Raw genomic sequence first — 18,730 nt, 5'->3', positions numbered from 1 at the left:
GGCAAGCGACTATGAATTCTTAGTGTTTTAAGATGAGTAATTTTTTCAAATTCATCTAACAACCAATCAAACTCTTTGTCTTTCGCCATAAGCGGATCGCCGCCCGACAAAATTACTTCCTCAATTTCGCTATGATCCGCAATATATTGCAAACTTTGCATCCACGTTTCTTTACCACTTTTGACTTCATCATAAGGAAAATGGCGACGAAAACAGTACCGACAATTTATCGCACAACTGCTTTTAATCATAAACAATAGGCGATTATAATATTTATGCAAAATATTCGGAGCAGGCGAATGTTGCTCTTCAAGCGGATCTTTGACAAAACCTTCGGCTTGTAAAAATTCTTGTTGAGCAGACATTGCTTGTAAAAAAAGCGGGTCGTTCCGATCCTTTTTTTGCATTTTTTCTGCAAATGGGCGAGGAACACGTAAGGCAAATAATTTCCGAGCCGCACTATCTTGCTCAAACTCTTTTGGATCCAATTCAAGATATTCCAGTAAATCTTGTGGACGATTAAAAGCTTGAGCGAGATCGACTAGCCATTGAGGCTTTACGGAATCCAGTACCTGCATTAGATTAAACCATTTAAATTCAACTAAGGGAGAATGACACACTGTACTGGTGTGTTGTTTTTATCCACCATCAACGTTGGAGGTGATTGTGTGTTGGTGGTACTCATTAAATATTGTACCCCGTTCAAACAGTAGCGCGCATAACCTCCCGTTTTTTCAATAAGGTTGGGATCGTTAGGATCAATCGATTTAAAAGCTTGCACAGTCGGTGTTATGCCACTCACTTGCTGACTTAATTGATTTATTGGATTTGCAGATTGTGATTCAGATCCGACCGCTTGCATAGTGTCAGCTTGTTGTACGTTTTCTTGTGCTTGAGCCTGCTCTGGTGAAAGCATATCACTCAGTAAATAACCTGCTGCTGCCCCAGTCACAAAATTACCTAAACCGCCACCTGTTGCTCGACCATTCATATTATTAGCTGTAGCAGAATTTGGTGTATTATTAAAATCTGCATCAGGTTTTGGTTGAGCTTTATGTTGCTGAGCTGCTGGCATTCTTGATTTTCTTAGTTTAAACCCACCTCTTTTTGCCTCTGCAAAAGAAGTTATTGATAAAACCAAGACCAAACTTGCAACGATCATTTTTTTCATTAAATTGTATTCCTAATGTTATTTATTTTTAAATTAAAAAGCTGACGAATTATAGCCTAAAATAATGCTGTTAAGATAGATTAACTCAATAAGCGTAACAATTCTCTATCAACTGGTTATAAATAAATCCGTTTACCACTGATTAAGCAAAAACCACTAGCATTTACTCTATTTTTTCTGTAAAATCCGTCCGTTTTTTGTGCTTATTAACTAAACTAATAAGACAAAAAACATCATTTTTTTTATTATTAACACAAAATCACACACATATCGAAGACTAATTATCGGGGTGCTGGCGAGATACTATTTCTCAACGGTCGGTTATTAGGGTATGTGGAGGCAAAACCCTTCCTTTATTCTCTACCAATGACAAAGAATAAGGGACTCAAACAAAAGGAAAATTTCTTATGGCACAAGTATCTATGCGCGATATGCTTAACGCAGGCGTTCACTTCGGTCACCAAACACGTTACTGGAACCCAAAAATGAAACCATTCATTTTTGGTGCTCGTAATGGTGTTCACATTGTAAACTTAGAAAAAACTTTACCATTATTCAACGAAGCATTAGCTGAGTTAACTCGCATTGCTGGTAACAACGGTAAAATTCTTTTCGTTGGTACAAAACGTGCAGCGTCTGAAGCAGTAAAAGCAGCAGCAGTAGAAAGCCAACAATTCTATGTTAACCACCGTTGGTTAGGTGGTATGTTGACTAACTGGAAAACAGTTCGTCAATCAATCAAACGCTTAAAAGATTTAGAAGCTCAAACGCAAGATGGTACTTTCGAAAAGATTACTAAGAAAGAAGCATTAATGCGTACTCGTGAACTTGATAAATTAGAATTAAGTTTAGGTGGTATTAAAGATATGGCTGGTCTTCCTGATGCAGTATTTGTTATCGGTGCAGATTACGAACATATCGCAATTAAAGAAGCAAACAACCTAGGTATTCCTGTTTTTGCTATCGTTGATACTAACTCAGACCCAGATGGTGTTAATTTCGTTATCCCTGGTAACGACGATGCAGCTCGTGCAATCCAACTTTATTTAAATTCAGCAGTAGCTGCAATCAAAGAAGGTCGTGGTCAAGAAGAAGTTGTAGTTGCAGAAGAAGCAGCTGCTGAATAATCGTATTAAGGCACAAGCCCTTAAAACACATTCATAGTTGTGAAGCAGGGGCAATATGTACCCTGCTTTTCTTTATATCTAAATTGAGAGGAATAAAAAATGGCTGAAATTACAGCAGCACGCGTAAAAGAGCTTCGTGATCGCACTGGCGCAGGTATGATGGAATGTAAAAAAGCGTTAGTTGAAGCAAATGGCGATATCGAATTAGCAATCGACAATATGCGTAAATCAGGTCAAGCTAAAGCGGCTAAAAAAGCAGGTCGTGTGGCAGCAGAAGGTGTTATCATCTCTCGTACTGGTAATGGTTTTGGCGTATTAGTTGAAATGAACTGTGAAACTGACTTCGTAGCTAAAGATGCTGGTTTCTTAGAATTAGCAAATGAAGTGGCTGATTATGCTTTAGCAAATAAAGGTATAACAATCGAAGCTCTTCAAGCTCAATTTGAAGAAAAACGTGCTGCATTAGTTGCAAAAATCGGTGAAAACATGAATATTCGTCGTGTTCAATTCTTAGATGGACAAGTTTTAGGTTCATACTTACACGGTGCGAAAATTGGTGTATTAGTTGCAGGCGTTAATGCAGACGAAGAACTATTGAAAAAAATCGCAATGCACGTTGCAGCTAGCCGTCCTGAATACGTTAAACCTGAGGATGTTTCTGCTGAAGTTGTTGCTAAAGAACGTGAAATCCAAGTTGCTATTGCAATGGAATCTGGTAAACCACGTGAAATCGCAGAAAAAATGGTTGAAGGTCGTATGAAGAAATTCACTGGTGAAGTTTCATTAACTGGTCAAGCATTTGTTATGGATCCTTCAAAATCTGTTGGTGAATTCTTAAAAGACAACGGTGCAGATGTAACTGGCTTTATCCGTTTAGAAGTTGGTGAAGGCATCGAAAAAGTTGAAGAAGATTTTGCTGCTGAAGTTGCTAAAATTAGTGGTAATCAAGCTTAATAGCTTTTAGCTTCTATATTTTTCACAAGATACATAAAAAGATAAGGGCAGTTTTTAAACTGCCCTTTTTATTTTCTTTTAAGTTAAAGTTTAAATTAGTCTTTAATTTGATTTTCAAAACGGTTTGCTGCTTCATCCCAGTTTACTACATTCCAGAATGCTTTAATGTAATCAGGACGACGGTTTTGGTAGTTTAAATAGTATGCATGTTCCCAAACATCTAATGTTAAAATTGGGTAACCAGATACGCCTGCAACTTCCTTACCCATTAAAGGAGAATCTTGGTTCGCAGTTGAAACAACAGAAAGTTTACCATTTTCTAATACTAACCATGCCCAACCTGAACCAAAACGAGTTGCTGCTGCTTTTTCAAATTCTGCTTGGAATGCTTCTACTGAACCAAAATCACGCACGATAGCATCTTTTAATGCACCACCTAATGTTGTGCCAGTTTTTAAACCTTTCCAAAACATTGTGTGATTCGCATGTCCCCCAACATTGTTCTTCACAGCTGTACGTTTATCTTCTGGTATAGAAGCTAAATTTGCAATCACTTCACCTGGTGTTTTATCTGCAAACTCTGGTAATGATTCTAATGCTGCATTTGAATTATTTACATAAGTTTGATGATGTTTGGAGTGGTGAATTTCCATTGTTTTTGCATCAAAGTGTGGTTCTAACGCATCATAAGCGTAACCTAATTCTGGTAATGTGTATGCCATATTTAAATCCTCTTCAAAAATAAATTAGTAATTTAGAGCTAAACTCTGAGTGTATTTTATCAAAAAATTAACAAAATATACATATTTTTTTGATCTAGAACAATAAATAAAAATAATAAAATATATATAAAAAAATTCATTGACAAAATAACCTTTTTCGCACATTCTTTCGTCTGCTTTTACACTTATAAACTGACAATGAATTATTTGGCAATGACAATTACTACAACGATTATTACCATTATGCACACACATGATGCGGGTTGTCGTTGCTAAAAAATAGAAAATAAGACACCATAAACCCGCCAAAAAGCGGGTTTTTTTGTATCCGATTTTATAAATATTTAATAATTATCTATTCAGGAGAAATTATGCGAGTTCTAAAATTTGGCGGCACATCTTTAGCAAATGCTGAACGTTTTATACAAGCTGCGGATCTTATTGAAAAGGCACATTTAGCCGATCAAGCAGCAGGCGTACTTTCTGCTCCAGCTAAAATTACCAATCATCTAGTGGCAATTGTGGATAAAGCACAAGCTGGTGAATCTTACCAATCTCACCTTGATGAAGCCAATCAAATCTTTGATAACATTATTAATGGACTTTATGCTCAAAATACCAATTTTGATCGTGATGGACTTGCTCAATTTATTCAGGCAGAAATCCAACAAATTTGTGATATTGCTACTGAAGCAGCTAAAAATAAATTCTGTCCCGATAACATCAGTGCTACCGTACATAGCCGTGGTGAAAAACTTTCAATAGCAATGATGAAAGCATGGTTTCAAGCAAAAGGTTATGAAGTTACTCGTATTGATCCTGTTGAAAAGTTATTAGCTTATGGTAATTATTTAGAATCATCTGTTGATATTGAAGAGTCAACAAAACGTATTGATGCCAATTCTATTCCTAAAAAAAATATCGTTTTAATGGCAGGTTTTACCGCAGGTAATGAACAAGGCGAACTTGTTTTATTAGGTAGAAATGGATCTGACTACTCTGCTGCTTGTTTAGCTGCTTGTTTAAATGCTGATGTTTGTGAGATTTGGACAGATGTTGATGGTGTCTATACTTGCGATCCTCGCTTAGTACCTGATGCTATTTGTTTAGAATCCATGAGTTATCAAGAAGCTATGGAACTATCGTTCTTTGGTGCTAAAGTTATCCATCCTCGTACTATCGGTCCTCTCGTCTCTCTCAATATCCCTTGTTTAATTAAAAATACCAGCAATCCAGATGGTAAAGGTACGATTATTGATGGCAATATCGCTACAGACGGATTGAAAGTCAAAGGTATTACAAACTTAGATAATGTGGCGATGTTCAATGTATCTGGTTCTGGTATGCAAGGTATGGTTGGGATGGCAGCAAGAGTCTTCTCAACTATGTCGAGAGAAGGAATCTCCGTTATTTTAATCACTCAATCCTCTTCTGAATATAGCATTAGCTTCTGTATACCCGTTAAATCAGCAGATAAAGCAATTTCTGCCCTTAACGAAGAATTTGCTCAAGAACTTAAAGATGGTTTGCTCGATCCTATTGAAGTTATCAAGGAATTGTCTGTTATTTCTGTTGTGGGTGATGGAATGAAGACTGCTAAAGGTATTGCTGCAAGTTTCTTCTCCGCTTTAGCAAAAGCTAATATTAGTATTATCGCTATTGCACAAGGCTCATCGGAACGCTCTATTTCTGTAGTAATTTCTCAGAATAAAGCTATCGAAGCAGTGAAAGCTACTCATCAAGCATTATTTAATCATAAAAAATTTATTGATGTTTTCCTTATTGGTGTAGGCGGTGTAGGTAGCGAACTTATTGAACAAATTAGACATCAAAAAGATTATCTTGCTAAAAAAGACATTGAAATTCGTGTATGTGCTTTAGCTAACTCGACCAAAATGCTACTCGATGAGAATGGATTAGCATTAGAGAATTGGAAAGAAGATTTAGAAAATGCTACTCAACCTTCAGACTTTGAACTTATCCGTTCTTTTATAAAATTACACCATGTTGTTAATCCTGTATTAGTTGATTGTACAACATCACAATCTGTTGCCGATTTATACACGAATATTTTGAAGTCAGGATTCCATGTTGTTACTCCAAATAAAAAAGCGAATACATCAAGCTTTGAGTACTACCAAGAAATGCGTGAAAAAGCACGTCAAAGTCAACGTAAATTCTTATATGACACGAACGTAGGCGCTGGATTACCTGTTATCGAAAACTTACAGAACTTACTTGCGGCAGGTGATGAAGTGCAAAAATTCGAAGGAATTTTATCAGGATCACTCTCTTATATTTTCGGACAACTTGAAGAAGGATTGACCCTTTCTCAAGCAACAATATTAGCCAAAGAAAAAGGCTTTACTGAGCCAGATCCTCGTGATGATTTATCTGGACAAGATGTTGCACGTAAACTATTAATTCTAGCACGTGAAACCGGACTTGATTTAGAACTGCAAGATGTGGAAATTGAAAGTATTCTTCCACAAGGTTTTGCTGAGGGTAAAACCACTGAAGAATTCTTAGTAATGTTACCTGAATTTGATGCAGAATTTGCAAAACGTGTAGAGAAAGCGACCGCTAATAACAATGTTTTACGATATGTTGGGGTAATTGAAAAAAATAAATGCCGTGTTGAAATTAAAGAAATCAGCGAAGATAATCCATTATACAAAGTAAAAAATGGTGAAAATGCCTTAGCATTCTATACTCGCTACTATAGTCCTAGTCCATTACTATTAAGAGGATACGGTGCAGGTAATAACGTGACAGCTGCGGGAATCTTTGCGGATATTTTACGTACTTTAAGCGGAGGGGTAAACTAATGACTTCACTTAGAATTTATGCCCCAGCGACAAGTGCAAACTTAAGTGTTGGATTTGATTCTCTCGGTGTTGCTATTTCGCCTGTTGACGGATCATTGCTCGGCGATGTGGTACAAATTGAATCATCAGAGATACCTTTTGAATTAGAAAATATCGGTTTTTTTGCTCAAAAGTTACCTAAGAATATACATAAGAACATTGTTTATCAAGCTTATGTCCTATTTAGTGAACGTTTAAAATTACGCGGAGGCGAAATCAAAAAACTCCGTTTAATCCTTGAAAAAAATATGCCAATTGGTTCTGGTTTAGGTTCTAGTGCTTGCTCTATTGTTGCTGCACTAGTAGCCTTAAATAAATTCCACGATACACCATTTACTAAAATGGAGTTATTAGCAATGATGGGAAAATTGGAAGGCCGAATCTCTGGATCTATTCATTATGATAATGTCGCACCATGTTATTTAGGTGGGCTACAAATGATGACTGAATCACAAGGTAATATTTGTCAAACATTACCTTTCTTTGATGATTGGTATTGGGTGCTGGCTTATCCGGGAATCAAAGTTTCTACGGCAGAAGCAAGAGCAATTTTACCGAAAAATTACAGCAGACAAGATATGATTGCTCAAGCTAGACATTTAGGTAGCTTTGTTCACGCTTGTCATACCCAACAAGCTCAATTAGCTGTGTCAATGATGAAAGATTTTATTGCAGAACCTTATAGAGAAAACTTATTACCTAATTTCTCAGCAGTTCGACAAGGTTGCAAAGATCTAGGAGCTATGGCAGTCGGTATTTCTGGTTCTGGTCCAACAATGTATGCAATTGCACCAAATTTAGCTTTTGCACAAAAAATCTCTGCGTTCTTAGAAAAAGAATACCTACAAAATTCAGATGGATTTATTCATATTTGTAAGGTTGATAACGAAGGGGCTAGAGCAATTAACTAAAATAAATTAAAGATAGCAACACACAACATCGGGACGAAATTATTCGTCCCTTTTTATTATTGTGTCACTTTATATTTTATCTATAAGTATTCAGCATTACCTAAAGTTGCAACCATCACAGCTTTAATGGTATGCATTCTATTTTCTGCCTCATCAAACACAATTGATGCTTCGGATTCAAAAACTTCATCAGTTACTTCTAACCCTTTCATACCATATTTGTCAGCAATTTCTTTACCGATTTTAGTTTGATCGTCATGAAAAGCAGGTAAACAGTGTAAAAATTTTACATTTTTATTACCCGTTAATTGCATAAGTTCAGTATTCACTTGGTAAGGCTTCATTATATTGATTCGTTCTTGCCAAGCTGATTCAGGTTCACCCATTGAAACCCACACATCCGTATAGATAAAATCTACACCTTTCACACCTTCTGCAACATCCTCTGTGCAAGTAATTTTTGCCCCCGTTTTTTCTGCCATTTCTGCAACTTCATCAAGTAAAGTTTGCTCAGGGAAGAATTGTTTTGGTGCAACAAGACGCAAATCAACACCCATTAAAGCCGCCCCTTCAACAAATGAATTTCCCATATTATTTCTAGCATCTCCTAGATAAGCTAGTTTCATTTGATTTAATGGTTTATCACAATGCTCTTGCATTGTTAAAAAATCAGCTAAAATTTGAGTTGGATGAAATTCATCCGTCAATCCATTCCATACCGGCACACCTGAATAATCCGCCAATGTTTGCACAAGCTCCTGACCATATCCTCGATATTGAATACCATCATACATCCTACCCAATACACGAGCAGTATCCTTCATTGATTCTTTATGTCCAATTTGTGAGCCACTTGGTCCAATGTAACTCACATTAGCACCTTGATCGAATGCAGCAATCTCAAAAGAACTACGAGTTCTTGTTGAACTTTTTTCAAAAATTAAGGCAATATTTTTACCTTTCATTGTTGGTAGTTCTCGACCTGCTTTTTTATCTGCTTTTAATTTTGCAGATAGTGCCAATAAATACTTAATTTCAGTTGGCTCAAAATCCATTAAACGTAAAAAATGGCGATTTTTTAAAGTGATATTACTATCAAGTGTCATAAATACTCCCTAATTGAAGAAATAGCAGGTTGAAATGTTGGAAGATTATACTAAAGTTATGCTATTTGTGATATCTTTCCACAAATTTTCTATATAAAAATAATTAGATTTACAAGCGGTAACTTCTTCACCAATTTTTGTAAATTATTCACTATAACTTACCGTTTGCTAATCCAAGGAGAATATGATGTCTAAACATCTTACAGAACAACGATTTATTGATTTTCCTATTCAAGAAAGTGTCTTAGATGCTTTAGATAGTAAAAATTTTGAATTTTGTACCCCAATTCAAGCTAAAACACTCCCCTACACATTAATTGGGCAAGATATTGCAGGACAAGCGCAAACAGGAACTGGAAAAACATTAGCCTTCTTGGTTGCCACATTTAACCACCTACTAAGTCACCCTATTGAATCAAAATCAAACCAACCTAAAGCTCTTATTTTAGCTCCTACTCGAGAATTAGCTGTTCAAATTGCAGCAGATGCAGAAATATTTACTCAACGCACAGGACTAAATTTAGCGCTTGCTTATGGTGGAGATGGCTATGACAAACAATTACAGGCTATCGAACAAGGCGTTGATATCCTAATTGGTACAACTGGACGTGTGATTGATTATGTAAAACAAAACATTATCAATTTAGATAAAATTCAAGTTGTGGTGCTTGATGAAGCGGATAGAATGTTTGATCTAGGTTTTATAAAAGATATTCGTTATTTAATGCGTAAATGTCCAAAACCAGAATCTCGCCTAACAATGCTATTCTCAGCAACCCTTTCTCATAGGGTGAGAGAGTTGGCTTTTGAAGATATGCATAATGCAGAGTATGTTGAAATCGAGCCTTTACAACGTACAGGTCATCGAATTAAAGAAGAACTTTTTTATCCTTCTAATGAAGATAAAATGCCATTATTACTCACATTAATAGAAGAAGAATGGCCTGATCGTTGTATCATATTTGCTAATACTAAACATAAGTGTGAAGATATTTGGTGTGTCTTAAGTGCTGATGGTCATCGTGTTGGATTATTAACTGGCGATGTTCCTCAGAAAAAACGTTTAACTTTATTAGATGAATTTACACACGGTAATCTTGATATATTAGTGGCAACAGATGTAGCAGCTCGTGGTTTACATATTCCTGATGTTACTCATGTGTTTAATTATGATCTTCCTGATGATCGTGAAGATTATGTTCATCGCATTGGTAGAACAGGACGTGCTGGTGAAAGTGGCTCATCTATTAGTTTTGCATGTGAACAATATGCAGTAAATCTACCTGCTATTGAAGAATACATTGGACACTCAATTTCTGTAAGTCAATATGATAATCAAGCACTACTATCGTTACCCAAATTACGTCGTTCAAAAACTCGTTCAAAGCGTTTTAATAATAAGAGAACCAGAACTAGAAAAGCCTAGACTTTATTTTAGTCTGGTAAATTTAAAAGCAATACTATTTTATGAGTTATATTCAAGAATAAATAAGTTTGATCAGAATTGGATTTTGTAATTTAGCCGGTGAACAATTATCAAATAAATTAAAAATAAGATCTTCTTTATTGATCATAGAGTATGAAACTAATTTCCTAGTAACAATATAAGTAAAATTTAATCAAGGATTTACAATGAACTATACTATTGCACAAACTAAAGATAATAAAAAACTCTCATTAATTTCTAAAATGGCAAACCGTCATGGACTTATTGCAGGAGCAACTGGAACAGGAAAAACAGTGACGTTGCGTACATTAGCTGAATCTTTTAGCTTGGATGGTGTCCCTGTTTTCCTTGTTGATGTTAAAGGAGATTTATCTGGGTTAATACAAGCGGGTAGTTTAACTGGAAAAGTTGCAGAAAGAATTGAGCAATTTAAATTAGGTGGTGAAGATTATTTATCTGGTTTTCCTGTTTCTTTTTGGGATGTTTTTGGTGAAACAGGTATCCCACTACGAACAACTATATCAGAAATGGGACCGATGCTACTCTCTCGCCTACTCAATTTGAATGATACTCAAGAAGGCTTGCTTAATCTTGTTTTTCGTGTTGCAGACGATCAAGGGTTATTACTAATTGATTTAAAAGATCTAAGAGCAATCCTTCAATTTGTAGCAGAAAATGCCAAAACATTCCGAGTAAAATATGGCAATGTCTCTGCTGCAAGTGTAGGAGCTATTCAGCGTTCATTACTTCGATTAGAAAATGAAGGTGCTACCAATTTATTTGGTGAACCTGCTTTAGATTTAAATGATTGGATTCAAACAAAAAAAGGACTAGGCGTTATTAATGTACTTAATGCTGAAAAACTCGTAAATTCACCCCAAATGTATGGAGCATTCCTTCTTTGGTTTATGGCAGAACTTTTTGAACAACTTCCAGAAGTCGGCGATCCTGATAAACCAAAATTTATATTATTCTTCGATGAAGCACATCTGATGTTTGATGATGCTCCAAAAGTTTTAGTAGATAAAATTGAACAAGTCGTTCGACTTATTCGATCAAAAGGAGTTGGAGTCTATTTTGTCACTCAAAATCCTCTTGATTTACCAGATGGAGTGTTGGGGCAGTTGGGAAATAGAATTCAACACGCATTAAGAGCCTTTACCCCTAGAGATCAAAAAGCAGTAAAATCTGCTGCTGAAACATTCCGTTCCAACCCCAATATTAACGTTGTCGATGCTATTACTCAACTTGGTGTTGGAGAGGCTCTTGTTTCCACATTAGATGAAAAAGGTATGCCAACACCTGTTGAAATTGCTTATATCTATCCTCCGAAGAGTCAACTTCAACCAATTTCAGACCAAGAACGCCTTGATTTTGTTAAACAAGATGACCTTTATCTTCATTATAGCCAATACATTGATAATGAATCAGCATTTGAGGTTCTTACTCAAAGACTTAATTTGGAACAAGAAGCAGAACAAAAAGAGAAAGAGGATGAAAATAGTTTATTGGGCGGTATTCTAGGGAGTATTTTTGACACTAAGAAAAAAAGTGAACAATCCATAGCTGAAAAAATGGTAGGAAGTGTCGCTAAATCTATTGGTCGTAATATCCGAAATCAAGTTACAAAACAAATTATGCGAGGAATATTAGGTGCAATAAAAAGATAGTGATTCTCCTTGATAACTAATTTAAGTACCAATTTGGTTTATCATTCTTGCATATTCTATATCAATATAAAATAAGGGGTTGACATAGATTAGCCCCTAGATAAAAGCGAGAGATAGGTTCAAAGTCTTATATTTACTAGTTTTGATAAACTTACAGACTAAAAAATTAACAAAATAGCTAATTCTATTAGTTGATAGCGTATTTTTTATATTTCTACAAATATTTTTAATATATTTTCATTATCTTTATATCGGGCTTCTTTTGTGAACAAAATCACAGTATTAATTTTTAAAATACGCTAGATTAACCGTCCTTTCTATTCAAGAGGATTATGTTATGAAATTAAAAACACTCTCAGCTGTACTTTCTGCCGTATTTTTAGGTTCACTATTAAGCACACAAGCAGAAGCTAAAGGACGTTTGACTGTCTACTGTAGCGCTACCAATCAAATGTGTGAGCAAGAAACACAAGCATTTGGTGATAAATATGATGTCCGAGTTTCTTTTATTCGTAATGGTTCAGGCAGTACACTGGCAAAAATTGATGCTGAAAAAAACAATCCTCAAGCCGATGTATGGTATGGTGGAACACTTGATCCGCAGTCACAAGCAGGTGAAATGGGCTTACTTCAACCTTACCAATCACCAAATTTAGATCAAATTGTCGAAAAATTCCGTGACCCAGCAAAAATCAAAGGTAATTACAGTTCTGCGGTGTATATGGGGATCCTTGGATTTGGTGTAAATATGGATAGACTAAAAGAATTAGGCTTAGAAAATCCGCCTGCATCTTGGGAAGACTTGCTCGATCCTCGTTTAGCTGGTGAAATCCAAATAGCTGATCCACAAAGCTCAGGTACGGCTTACACTGCACTTGCTACTTTTGTTCAGTTATGGGGAGAAGATAAAGCTTTTGAATATTTAAAAAATCTACATAAAAATATCTCTCAATATACCAAATCTGGCGTAACTCCTTCTCGTAATGCTGCAAGAGGTGAAACTGCAATTGGTGTCGGTTTCTTACACGATTACTCATTAGAAAAGAAAAATGGGGCAAACTTAGAATTAATCGTACCAAAAGAAGGAACAGGCTATGAATTAGGTGGCGTAAGTATTTTAAAAGGTGCACGTAACCTCGATAATGCAAAATTATTTGTTGATTGGGTATTATCAAAAGAAGCACAAGAACTTTCTTGGCAAAAAGGTGAATCATTCCAAGTATTGACTAATACAACAGCTGAACCTTCTCCTTATTCTCTTGATCCAAAAAAATTAACCTTGATTGATTATGATTTTGAAAAATATGGTTCAAGTGATGAGCGTAAACGCCTTATTGAAAAGTGGGTTAATGAAGTTAAATTAGCACAATAAATAATCTCAATTAAGTAATGCAGGAAATTAGTCAGTAATTTTCTGCATTATCGTCTTTACTCTTAGATTTTATTAGAGTACTAATACTTTAATAATCTTATCGTTAGGGAGATATCATGCCTGTATCTTTTTTCTCTCGTCCACCATTTTGGATTTTTATTGCTTTTCTTAGTTTTATATTTCTACCTGCCCAAGCACTAGATTATGGATTATTCGATTCACTACCTGATGAAATTTTAGATGCGATGGGATGGTCATCAGTAAATTTAACGTGGCTATGGTTTTTACCTCTTATCTTATTTCTTTTTCCAAATCAAAATAAATCAAAGCAACACTCAAAAAAACGGAGTATTGCTGAATTATATGGGGTTGGATTATTATTTTTATTTATTTTTGGTTCCGCTATTTTCGCTAAAATTAGCTTAGGCTATGCAACGGTTCCTTTAATTCTTGCACTTATTGCTATTACAACCAATTCCCTTGTTAATTTAAAAATAATGCAAGGTGATCGCTTTATTATTGCCTCACTACTCTGCATTATTTTATTAATTTTCTTTTTTATTGTTTATCCAACTATCACCATATTTATCTCAATGTTTTTTGATGGTGATGAATTTGTACCAACACAAGTCTTAGATATTATCCAACAACCCTACGTATTAAGAGTGATTGGTAATTCATTAAGTGTGGCAGTATCTGTTGGTATTATCTCTACCTTATTTGGTTTAGCTTTTGCTCTTTATACCACCCGCATTGCAAAACGTACTGCGTTTATTGGCAAAATATTCTCTATCTTACCGATAGTTACTCCGCCATTTGTGGTTGGTCTTGGTGTAACATTAATGCTTGGTCGTTCAGGCTATGTCACTGCATTTTTAGTCGAATACTTAGGATTTGATCGTAGTTGGCTCTACGGTTATACAGGAATTGTGATAGCTCATACATTAGCCCTCACACCTATGTCATTTATGATTTTAGAAGGTGCGTTGAAATCTATTCACCCTTCTGTTGAAGAGGCGGCTTACACATTACGTTCAAATCGATATCAAGCGTTTGTAAATATCATTTTCCCATTACTAAAACCAGCTTTAGCCAACTCATTCTTGGTTGTGATTATTCAATCATTAGCAGACTTTAGTACACCATTAGTACTAGGCGGAAGTTATGATGTTATTGCAACCCAAATCTATTTCTATATTGCAGGCTCTCAACTTGATTATGCTTCAGCCAGTACCTTAGGAACAATTTTATTACTCTTCTCACTCGCTATTTTTGTGATTCAATATTTATGGATCGGTAATCGCTCTTACGTCACTGTTTCAGGAAAATCATATCGAGGGGATGTACAAGATCTTCCAAGCGGTCTGAAACTCGTCATTATTTGCAGTTTAGCTGCTTGGGTTATATTTAATATTGTACTCTATGGCAGTATTTTTTATGGAAGTTTTACCGTTAACTGGGGGGTTGATTACACCCTTACCCTCGACAATTACATAACCCTATTTGGACAAGGATTTAGTGACGGAGCTTGGCCATCTCTGATTCAAACCGTTATTTTTGCAGCAACAGCCGCTCCTATTACCGCAGTATTAGGCTTATTGATTGCTTATATCACCGTACGTAGAGAATTTAAGGGTAAGAAAACTTTAGAATTCCTTACTCTACTCTGCTTTGCTGTACCGGGTACAGTTGCCGGGGTTTCCTACATTCTCGCCTTTAACAATGCACCTATTTATATAACAGGAACGGCTATTATCATTATTTTATCAATGGTAATGCGAAATATGCCTGTGGGTATGCGTGCTGCAGTTGCTGGACTTGGACAACTAGATAAATCATTAGATGAAGCCTCTCTCTCACTCAAAGCGGGTTCACTTAAAACCTTATTTTATGTGGTATTGCCATTATTAAAACCAGCGTTACTTTCAGCTTTAGTAACAAGCTTTGTGCGAGCAATGACAACCGTCAGTGCGATAATTTTCTTAGTTACCGCAGATACTCGTGTGGCAACATCTTACATTCTAAACCGTGTAGAAGATGGTGAATACGGCATTGCCATTGCCTATGGCTCAATTCTTATCGTAGTAATGATGTCAATTATTTTCTTCTTTGACTGGCTAGTGGGTGAAACCCGTATTGCTCGTTCAAAAGCGAAAAAAACAAATTAAGGATAGATCAATGGAAACACAAAACGACTTTCTAGTACTCAAAAATATTACAAAATCTTTTGGGAAAGCGACAGTAATTGATAACCTCAGTCTGTCCATTAAAAAAGGCACAATGGTCACATTACTTGGCCCCTCTGGTTGTGGTAAAACGACAGTTTTACGTTTGGTGGCAGGATTAGAAAATCCTACATCAGGGCAAATTTTCATTGATGGTGAAGATGTCACTCAAAATTCAATTCAACAACGTGATATCTGTATCGTATTCCAATCCTATGCCCTATTCCCTCATATGTCGATTGGCGATAACGTGGGTTATGGATTGAAAATGCAAGGCGTAAGTAAAAGTGAGCGTCAAACACGTATTCGTGAAGCATTAGAGTTGGTCGATTTAGCAGGCTTTGAAGATCGATATGTCGATCAAATCTCTGGTGGTCAACAACAACGTGTTGCCCTTGCAAGAGCCTTGATCTTAAAACCTAAAGTGTTACTTTTTGATGAGCCGTTAAGTAACCTTGATGCCAATTTACGCCGTTCTATGCGTGAAAAAATTCGAGAATTACAACAACGCTTAAATATTACCTCACTCTATGTAACACACGATCAAACGGAAGCTTTTGCTGTGTCAGATGAAGTTATCGTTATGGATAAAGGTATTATTAAACAAAAAGATTCCGCCAGAATGCTATATCTTCAACCTAACTCACTATTTTTAGCTAACTTTATGGGTGAATCAACCATCTTAGAGGCTTTCCGTAATCAAGATGAAATCCGAATCGGGAATTTTAATTTCACCCTAGAAAATGCCGATCGTTTTAAAGTCAATAATGGCGATTGCTTAGTCGGCATCCGCCCTGAAGCCGTTCAACTACTGGCTATTGGCGAAGAAAACCAAAAATGTGAAATTAAAAGTGCTATTTATATGGGGGCGTATTGGGAAATTGTTATTCTCTGGCAAGGTAAAGAGATTTTAGTCAATCTTAACCCTGAATATTATGACGATAGTTTAGAACAATATTATCTGCACTTAAACTCAAAAGGGATTTTCTTGTTAAATCGGGAGTAATAAAACAGATAACAAGCGGTAAGTTTCCTCTTATTTTTTGCAAAATTTGAATGAAATCTTACCGCTTGTGTTGTTGCAATACGGAAATTAATTTTAATTTAACTTGAAGATACTAAAAGAACTATTAAAAATACTGATAAAATAATATGGTATTTGGAGTTAATATACTTCATATCCTTATTTAAGGACTTATCAAGGAAAATTTATGGTTACAGAAACATTAAATATTGCTAAAAAAACTGATTCCTCATCAGAATCTCAAAATGAAGAACTAATTATTAGCTCTGGAGAAACAACGATTATTATTGGAGCAAATGGTTCAGGCAAAACAAGATTAGCTGTTTATATAGAAGAACTGCTAGGAGATAAAGCACACAGGATTGCAGCCCATAGAGCTTTAACATTGAAATCAGATATTCAAAAAATTACTGAAGATAAAGCGAAGAAGGCTCTTAAATATGGAGATAATTGGTGTGATGATCCACGTTATAGAATAGGATATCGATGGCATGATGCTCCAAATGTAGCACTATTAGATGACTTTGACAAATTACTCCAATATTTATTTGCGGAACAAACTAATATAGCAATCGACGTCTATCAAAGTAATATTAGTGGGGAACCTATAGACTTAAAGAAATCTAAATTATATCAACTGAAGGAAGCTTGGGAAGTTTTACTTCCACATAGAGTTTTAAACATTACAGGTGATAATATTTATGTATCTACTTTAATTCAAGGTTCCCAAAGATACTTAGCATCTGATATGAGCGATGGGGAACGTGCTATATTTTACATTTTAGGTCAGGTACTCTCTGCCAATGAAAATTCCATTTTAATTTTTGATGAACCTGAATTACATATTCATAAATCAATTATTTCAAATTTATGGGATAAAGTGGAAGAGCTTCGTCCTGATTGTGCTTTTATAATGATTACACACGATATTGAGTTTGCTTCAACGAGATCAGCTAAAAAATATATTATTCGTAACTATTATCCTGATCCTGCTTGGAATATTACAGCTATGCCTGATAGTAAATTTGATGAACAAACTATTACATTAATTTTGGGGAGCCGAAAACCAATTCTTTTTGTTGAAGGGGAAAATAATAGTTTGGATATTGAAATTTATCGTCATTGCTATCCAGAATGGACAATAATTTCCAAAGGTTCATGCAAAGATGTTATTCAAGCAGTATCTTCTTTAGAGAAATTAAATGAGGATATGCCATTATTAAACCTAAAATGTGCAGGTATAGTTGATCGTGATACAAGGGAACAATCTGAAATAGAACATTTGAATTCGTTGAATATTCAAGTACTACCAGTTTCAGAAATTGAAAACATTTTTAGCTTAACTTCCATAGCAGCAGAAATATTAAAATTAGATGGATATCAGAACTCAGAGTTAGACGAAAAGCTAGCTGAGTATAAAAAAAAGCTGTTAAGTTTTATTAAAGATAATTTGAAAGATAGTAATCTTGATAAATTTGTGATTAAACGAACTCAGAGAAAGATTGATAAATATCTAAAGGAGATTGATTTATCAGAAAATCAATCTGGCAATGACATGAAAAATCTATTGATTTCAAAAGTTAATGATTTAACAAATAATCAAATAGAAAAATGGATTTCTGAAATGAAAAATGAAATTGAAAGCTGTTTTACTCATGAAGATATAAATAAATTATTGGAAATTTATGAGAATAAAGGCGGGTTATTAAATAAAACTGCTTCAATATTAAGAGGTACAAAAAAAGATAATTTTATAGACTGGCTAATGCGACACTTAAAAAATCAAAATAGTGAGCTTTTACAAGTTATTAAACAAAATCTACCTAATATCAATATGTAGCAGAATACCGTCTGAAATCTATTTTTCAGACGGCATTTTATTTTCTTAAAGACTTCTTCTGCTATTTAATAATAATGAGGCAAATCAGCCTTAATCTTACCGCTTTCACTCAATCTAATTGTCTACCCTTCAATAAACTTCTTATCCAACTACGATTTGGCATTAAGGCAAATAAAATATCCTGACTTAATGGTAGTGGTTCATTGGCGATTTGGCTTGCTAATAATTCCCCCAACAATGGTGCGGTAGTTAGCCCTCTTGACCCAAGCCCTGCCAATAAATAAAGATTAGGAT

15 protein-coding genes are annotated in these 18,730 nt (G+C 35.2%); 10 read left to right on the top strand and 5 right to left on the bottom strand.

Annotation, left to right across the window (positions count from 1 at the left end; genetic code table 11):
- The coding region (locus Q1J40_RS06395) for a KamA family radical SAM protein (protein ID WP_301099218.1) at window positions 1-578 on the bottom strand (578 nt) is incomplete at its 3' end.
- Window positions 579-601: 23 nt separating this feature from the next.
- Window positions 602-1,171: a hypothetical protein gene (locus tag Q1J40_RS06390; protein WP_301099217.1), complete on the bottom strand. Its 570-nt coding sequence runs from the start codon at window positions 1,169-1,171 to the stop codon at window positions 602-604.
- Between the two features lie 407 nt (window positions 1,172-1,578).
- Between Q1J40_RS06390 and rpsB the strand changes: the two genes are divergently transcribed.
- Together rpsB and tsf are read left to right on the top strand one after the other, a co-directional pair.
- Entirely contained in the window at window positions 1,579-2,298 is a 720-nt protein-coding gene (rpsB, locus tag Q1J40_RS06385) for a 30S ribosomal protein S2 (RefSeq protein WP_301099216.1), read from the top strand.
- 99 nt (window positions 2,299-2,397) lie between these two features.
- Entirely contained in the window at window positions 2,398-3,252 is an 855-nt protein-coding gene (gene tsf, locus Q1J40_RS06380; RefSeq protein WP_301099215.1) for a translation elongation factor Ts, read from the top strand.
- A gap of 95 nt (window positions 3,253-3,347) precedes the next feature.
- Here tsf and sodA read toward each other — a convergent pair whose 3' ends face one another.
- Window positions 3,348-3,974 (bottom strand): superoxide dismutase [Mn], encoded by a 627-nt coding sequence (gene sodA / locus Q1J40_RS06375; RefSeq protein WP_301099214.1) that lies wholly within the window; start codon window positions 3,972-3,974, stop codon window positions 3,348-3,350.
- A gap of 371 nt (window positions 3,975-4,345) precedes the next feature.
- Between sodA and thrA the strand changes: the two genes are divergently transcribed.
- Window positions 4,346-6,802, top strand: a complete 2,457-nt coding sequence (gene thrA, locus Q1J40_RS06370) for a bifunctional aspartate kinase/homoserine dehydrogenase I (protein ID WP_301099213.1) — start codon at window positions 4,346-4,348, stop codon at window positions 6,800-6,802.
- Window positions 6,802-7,752 carry a homoserine kinase gene (gene thrB / locus Q1J40_RS06365; RefSeq protein ID WP_301099212.1) on the top strand — a complete coding sequence of 317 codons (951 nt, stop codon included), beginning with the start codon at window positions 6,802-6,804 and terminating at the stop codon, window positions 7,750-7,752. Before thrA ends, thrB begins: the two co-directional genes overlap by 1 nt.
- 80 nt (window positions 7,753-7,832) lie before the next feature.
- On the opposite strand, the gene argF is transcribed toward thrB, so the two are convergent.
- On the bottom strand, window positions 7,833-8,858 hold the full coding sequence (gene argF / locus Q1J40_RS06360; protein ID WP_301099211.1) for an ornithine carbamoyltransferase: 1,026 nt from the start codon (window positions 8,856-8,858) through the stop codon (window positions 7,833-7,835).
- Window positions 8,859-9,045: 187 nt separating this feature from the next.
- Between argF and rhlB the strand changes: the two genes are divergently transcribed.
- The 6 genes from rhlB to Q1J40_RS06330 all read left to right on the top strand — a co-directional run bounded on the left by rhlB (window position 9,046) and on the right by Q1J40_RS06330 (window position 18,436).
- Window positions 9,046-10,284 carry an ATP-dependent RNA helicase RhlB gene (gene rhlB / locus Q1J40_RS06355; protein WP_301099210.1) on the top strand — a complete coding sequence of 413 codons (1,239 nt, stop codon included), beginning with the start codon at window positions 9,046-9,048 and terminating at the stop codon, window positions 10,282-10,284.
- A gap of 206 nt (window positions 10,285-10,490) precedes the next feature.
- Complete coding sequence (locus Q1J40_RS06350; RefSeq protein WP_301099209.1) at window positions 10,491-11,975, top strand: helicase HerA-like domain-containing protein; 1,485 nt, start codon at window positions 10,491-10,493, stop codon at window positions 11,973-11,975.
- A 337-nt stretch (window positions 11,976-12,312) separates the two neighbouring features.
- On the top strand, window positions 12,313-13,347 hold the full coding sequence (locus Q1J40_RS06345) for an ABC transporter substrate-binding protein (protein ID WP_301099208.1): 1,035 nt from the start codon (window positions 12,313-12,315) through the stop codon (window positions 13,345-13,347).
- A gap of 116 nt (window positions 13,348-13,463) precedes the next feature.
- Window positions 13,464-15,515 carry an ABC transporter permease gene (locus Q1J40_RS06340; RefSeq protein WP_301099207.1) on the top strand — a complete coding sequence of 684 codons (2,052 nt, stop codon included), beginning with the start codon at window positions 13,464-13,466 and terminating at the stop codon, window positions 15,513-15,515.
- A gap of 10 nt (window positions 15,516-15,525) precedes the next feature.
- Complete coding sequence (fbpC, locus tag Q1J40_RS06335; protein WP_301099205.1) at window positions 15,526-16,578, top strand: ferric ABC transporter ATP-binding protein; 1,053 nt, start codon at window positions 15,526-15,528, stop codon at window positions 16,576-16,578.
- A gap of 205 nt (window positions 16,579-16,783) precedes the next feature.
- A complete protein-coding gene (locus tag Q1J40_RS06330) occupies window positions 16,784-18,436 on the top strand; it encodes an AAA family ATPase (protein WP_301099204.1) in 1,653 nt (550 codons plus the stop codon).
- Window positions 18,437-18,545: 109 nt separating this feature from the next.
- On the opposite strand, the gene Q1J40_RS06325 is transcribed toward Q1J40_RS06330, so the two are convergent.
- A partial coding sequence (locus Q1J40_RS06325; protein ID WP_301099203.1) for a hypothetical protein occupies window positions 18,546-18,730 on the bottom strand: 185 nt, incomplete at its 5' end.

The organism is Otariodibacter sp. (assembly GCF_029256985.1).
Lineage (GTDB): Bacteria > Pseudomonadota > Gammaproteobacteria > Enterobacterales > Pasteurellaceae > Otariodibacter.
The sequence above is the reverse complement of the archived record's forward strand: the minus strand, read 5'-3'. Positions and strand labels throughout refer to the sequence as shown.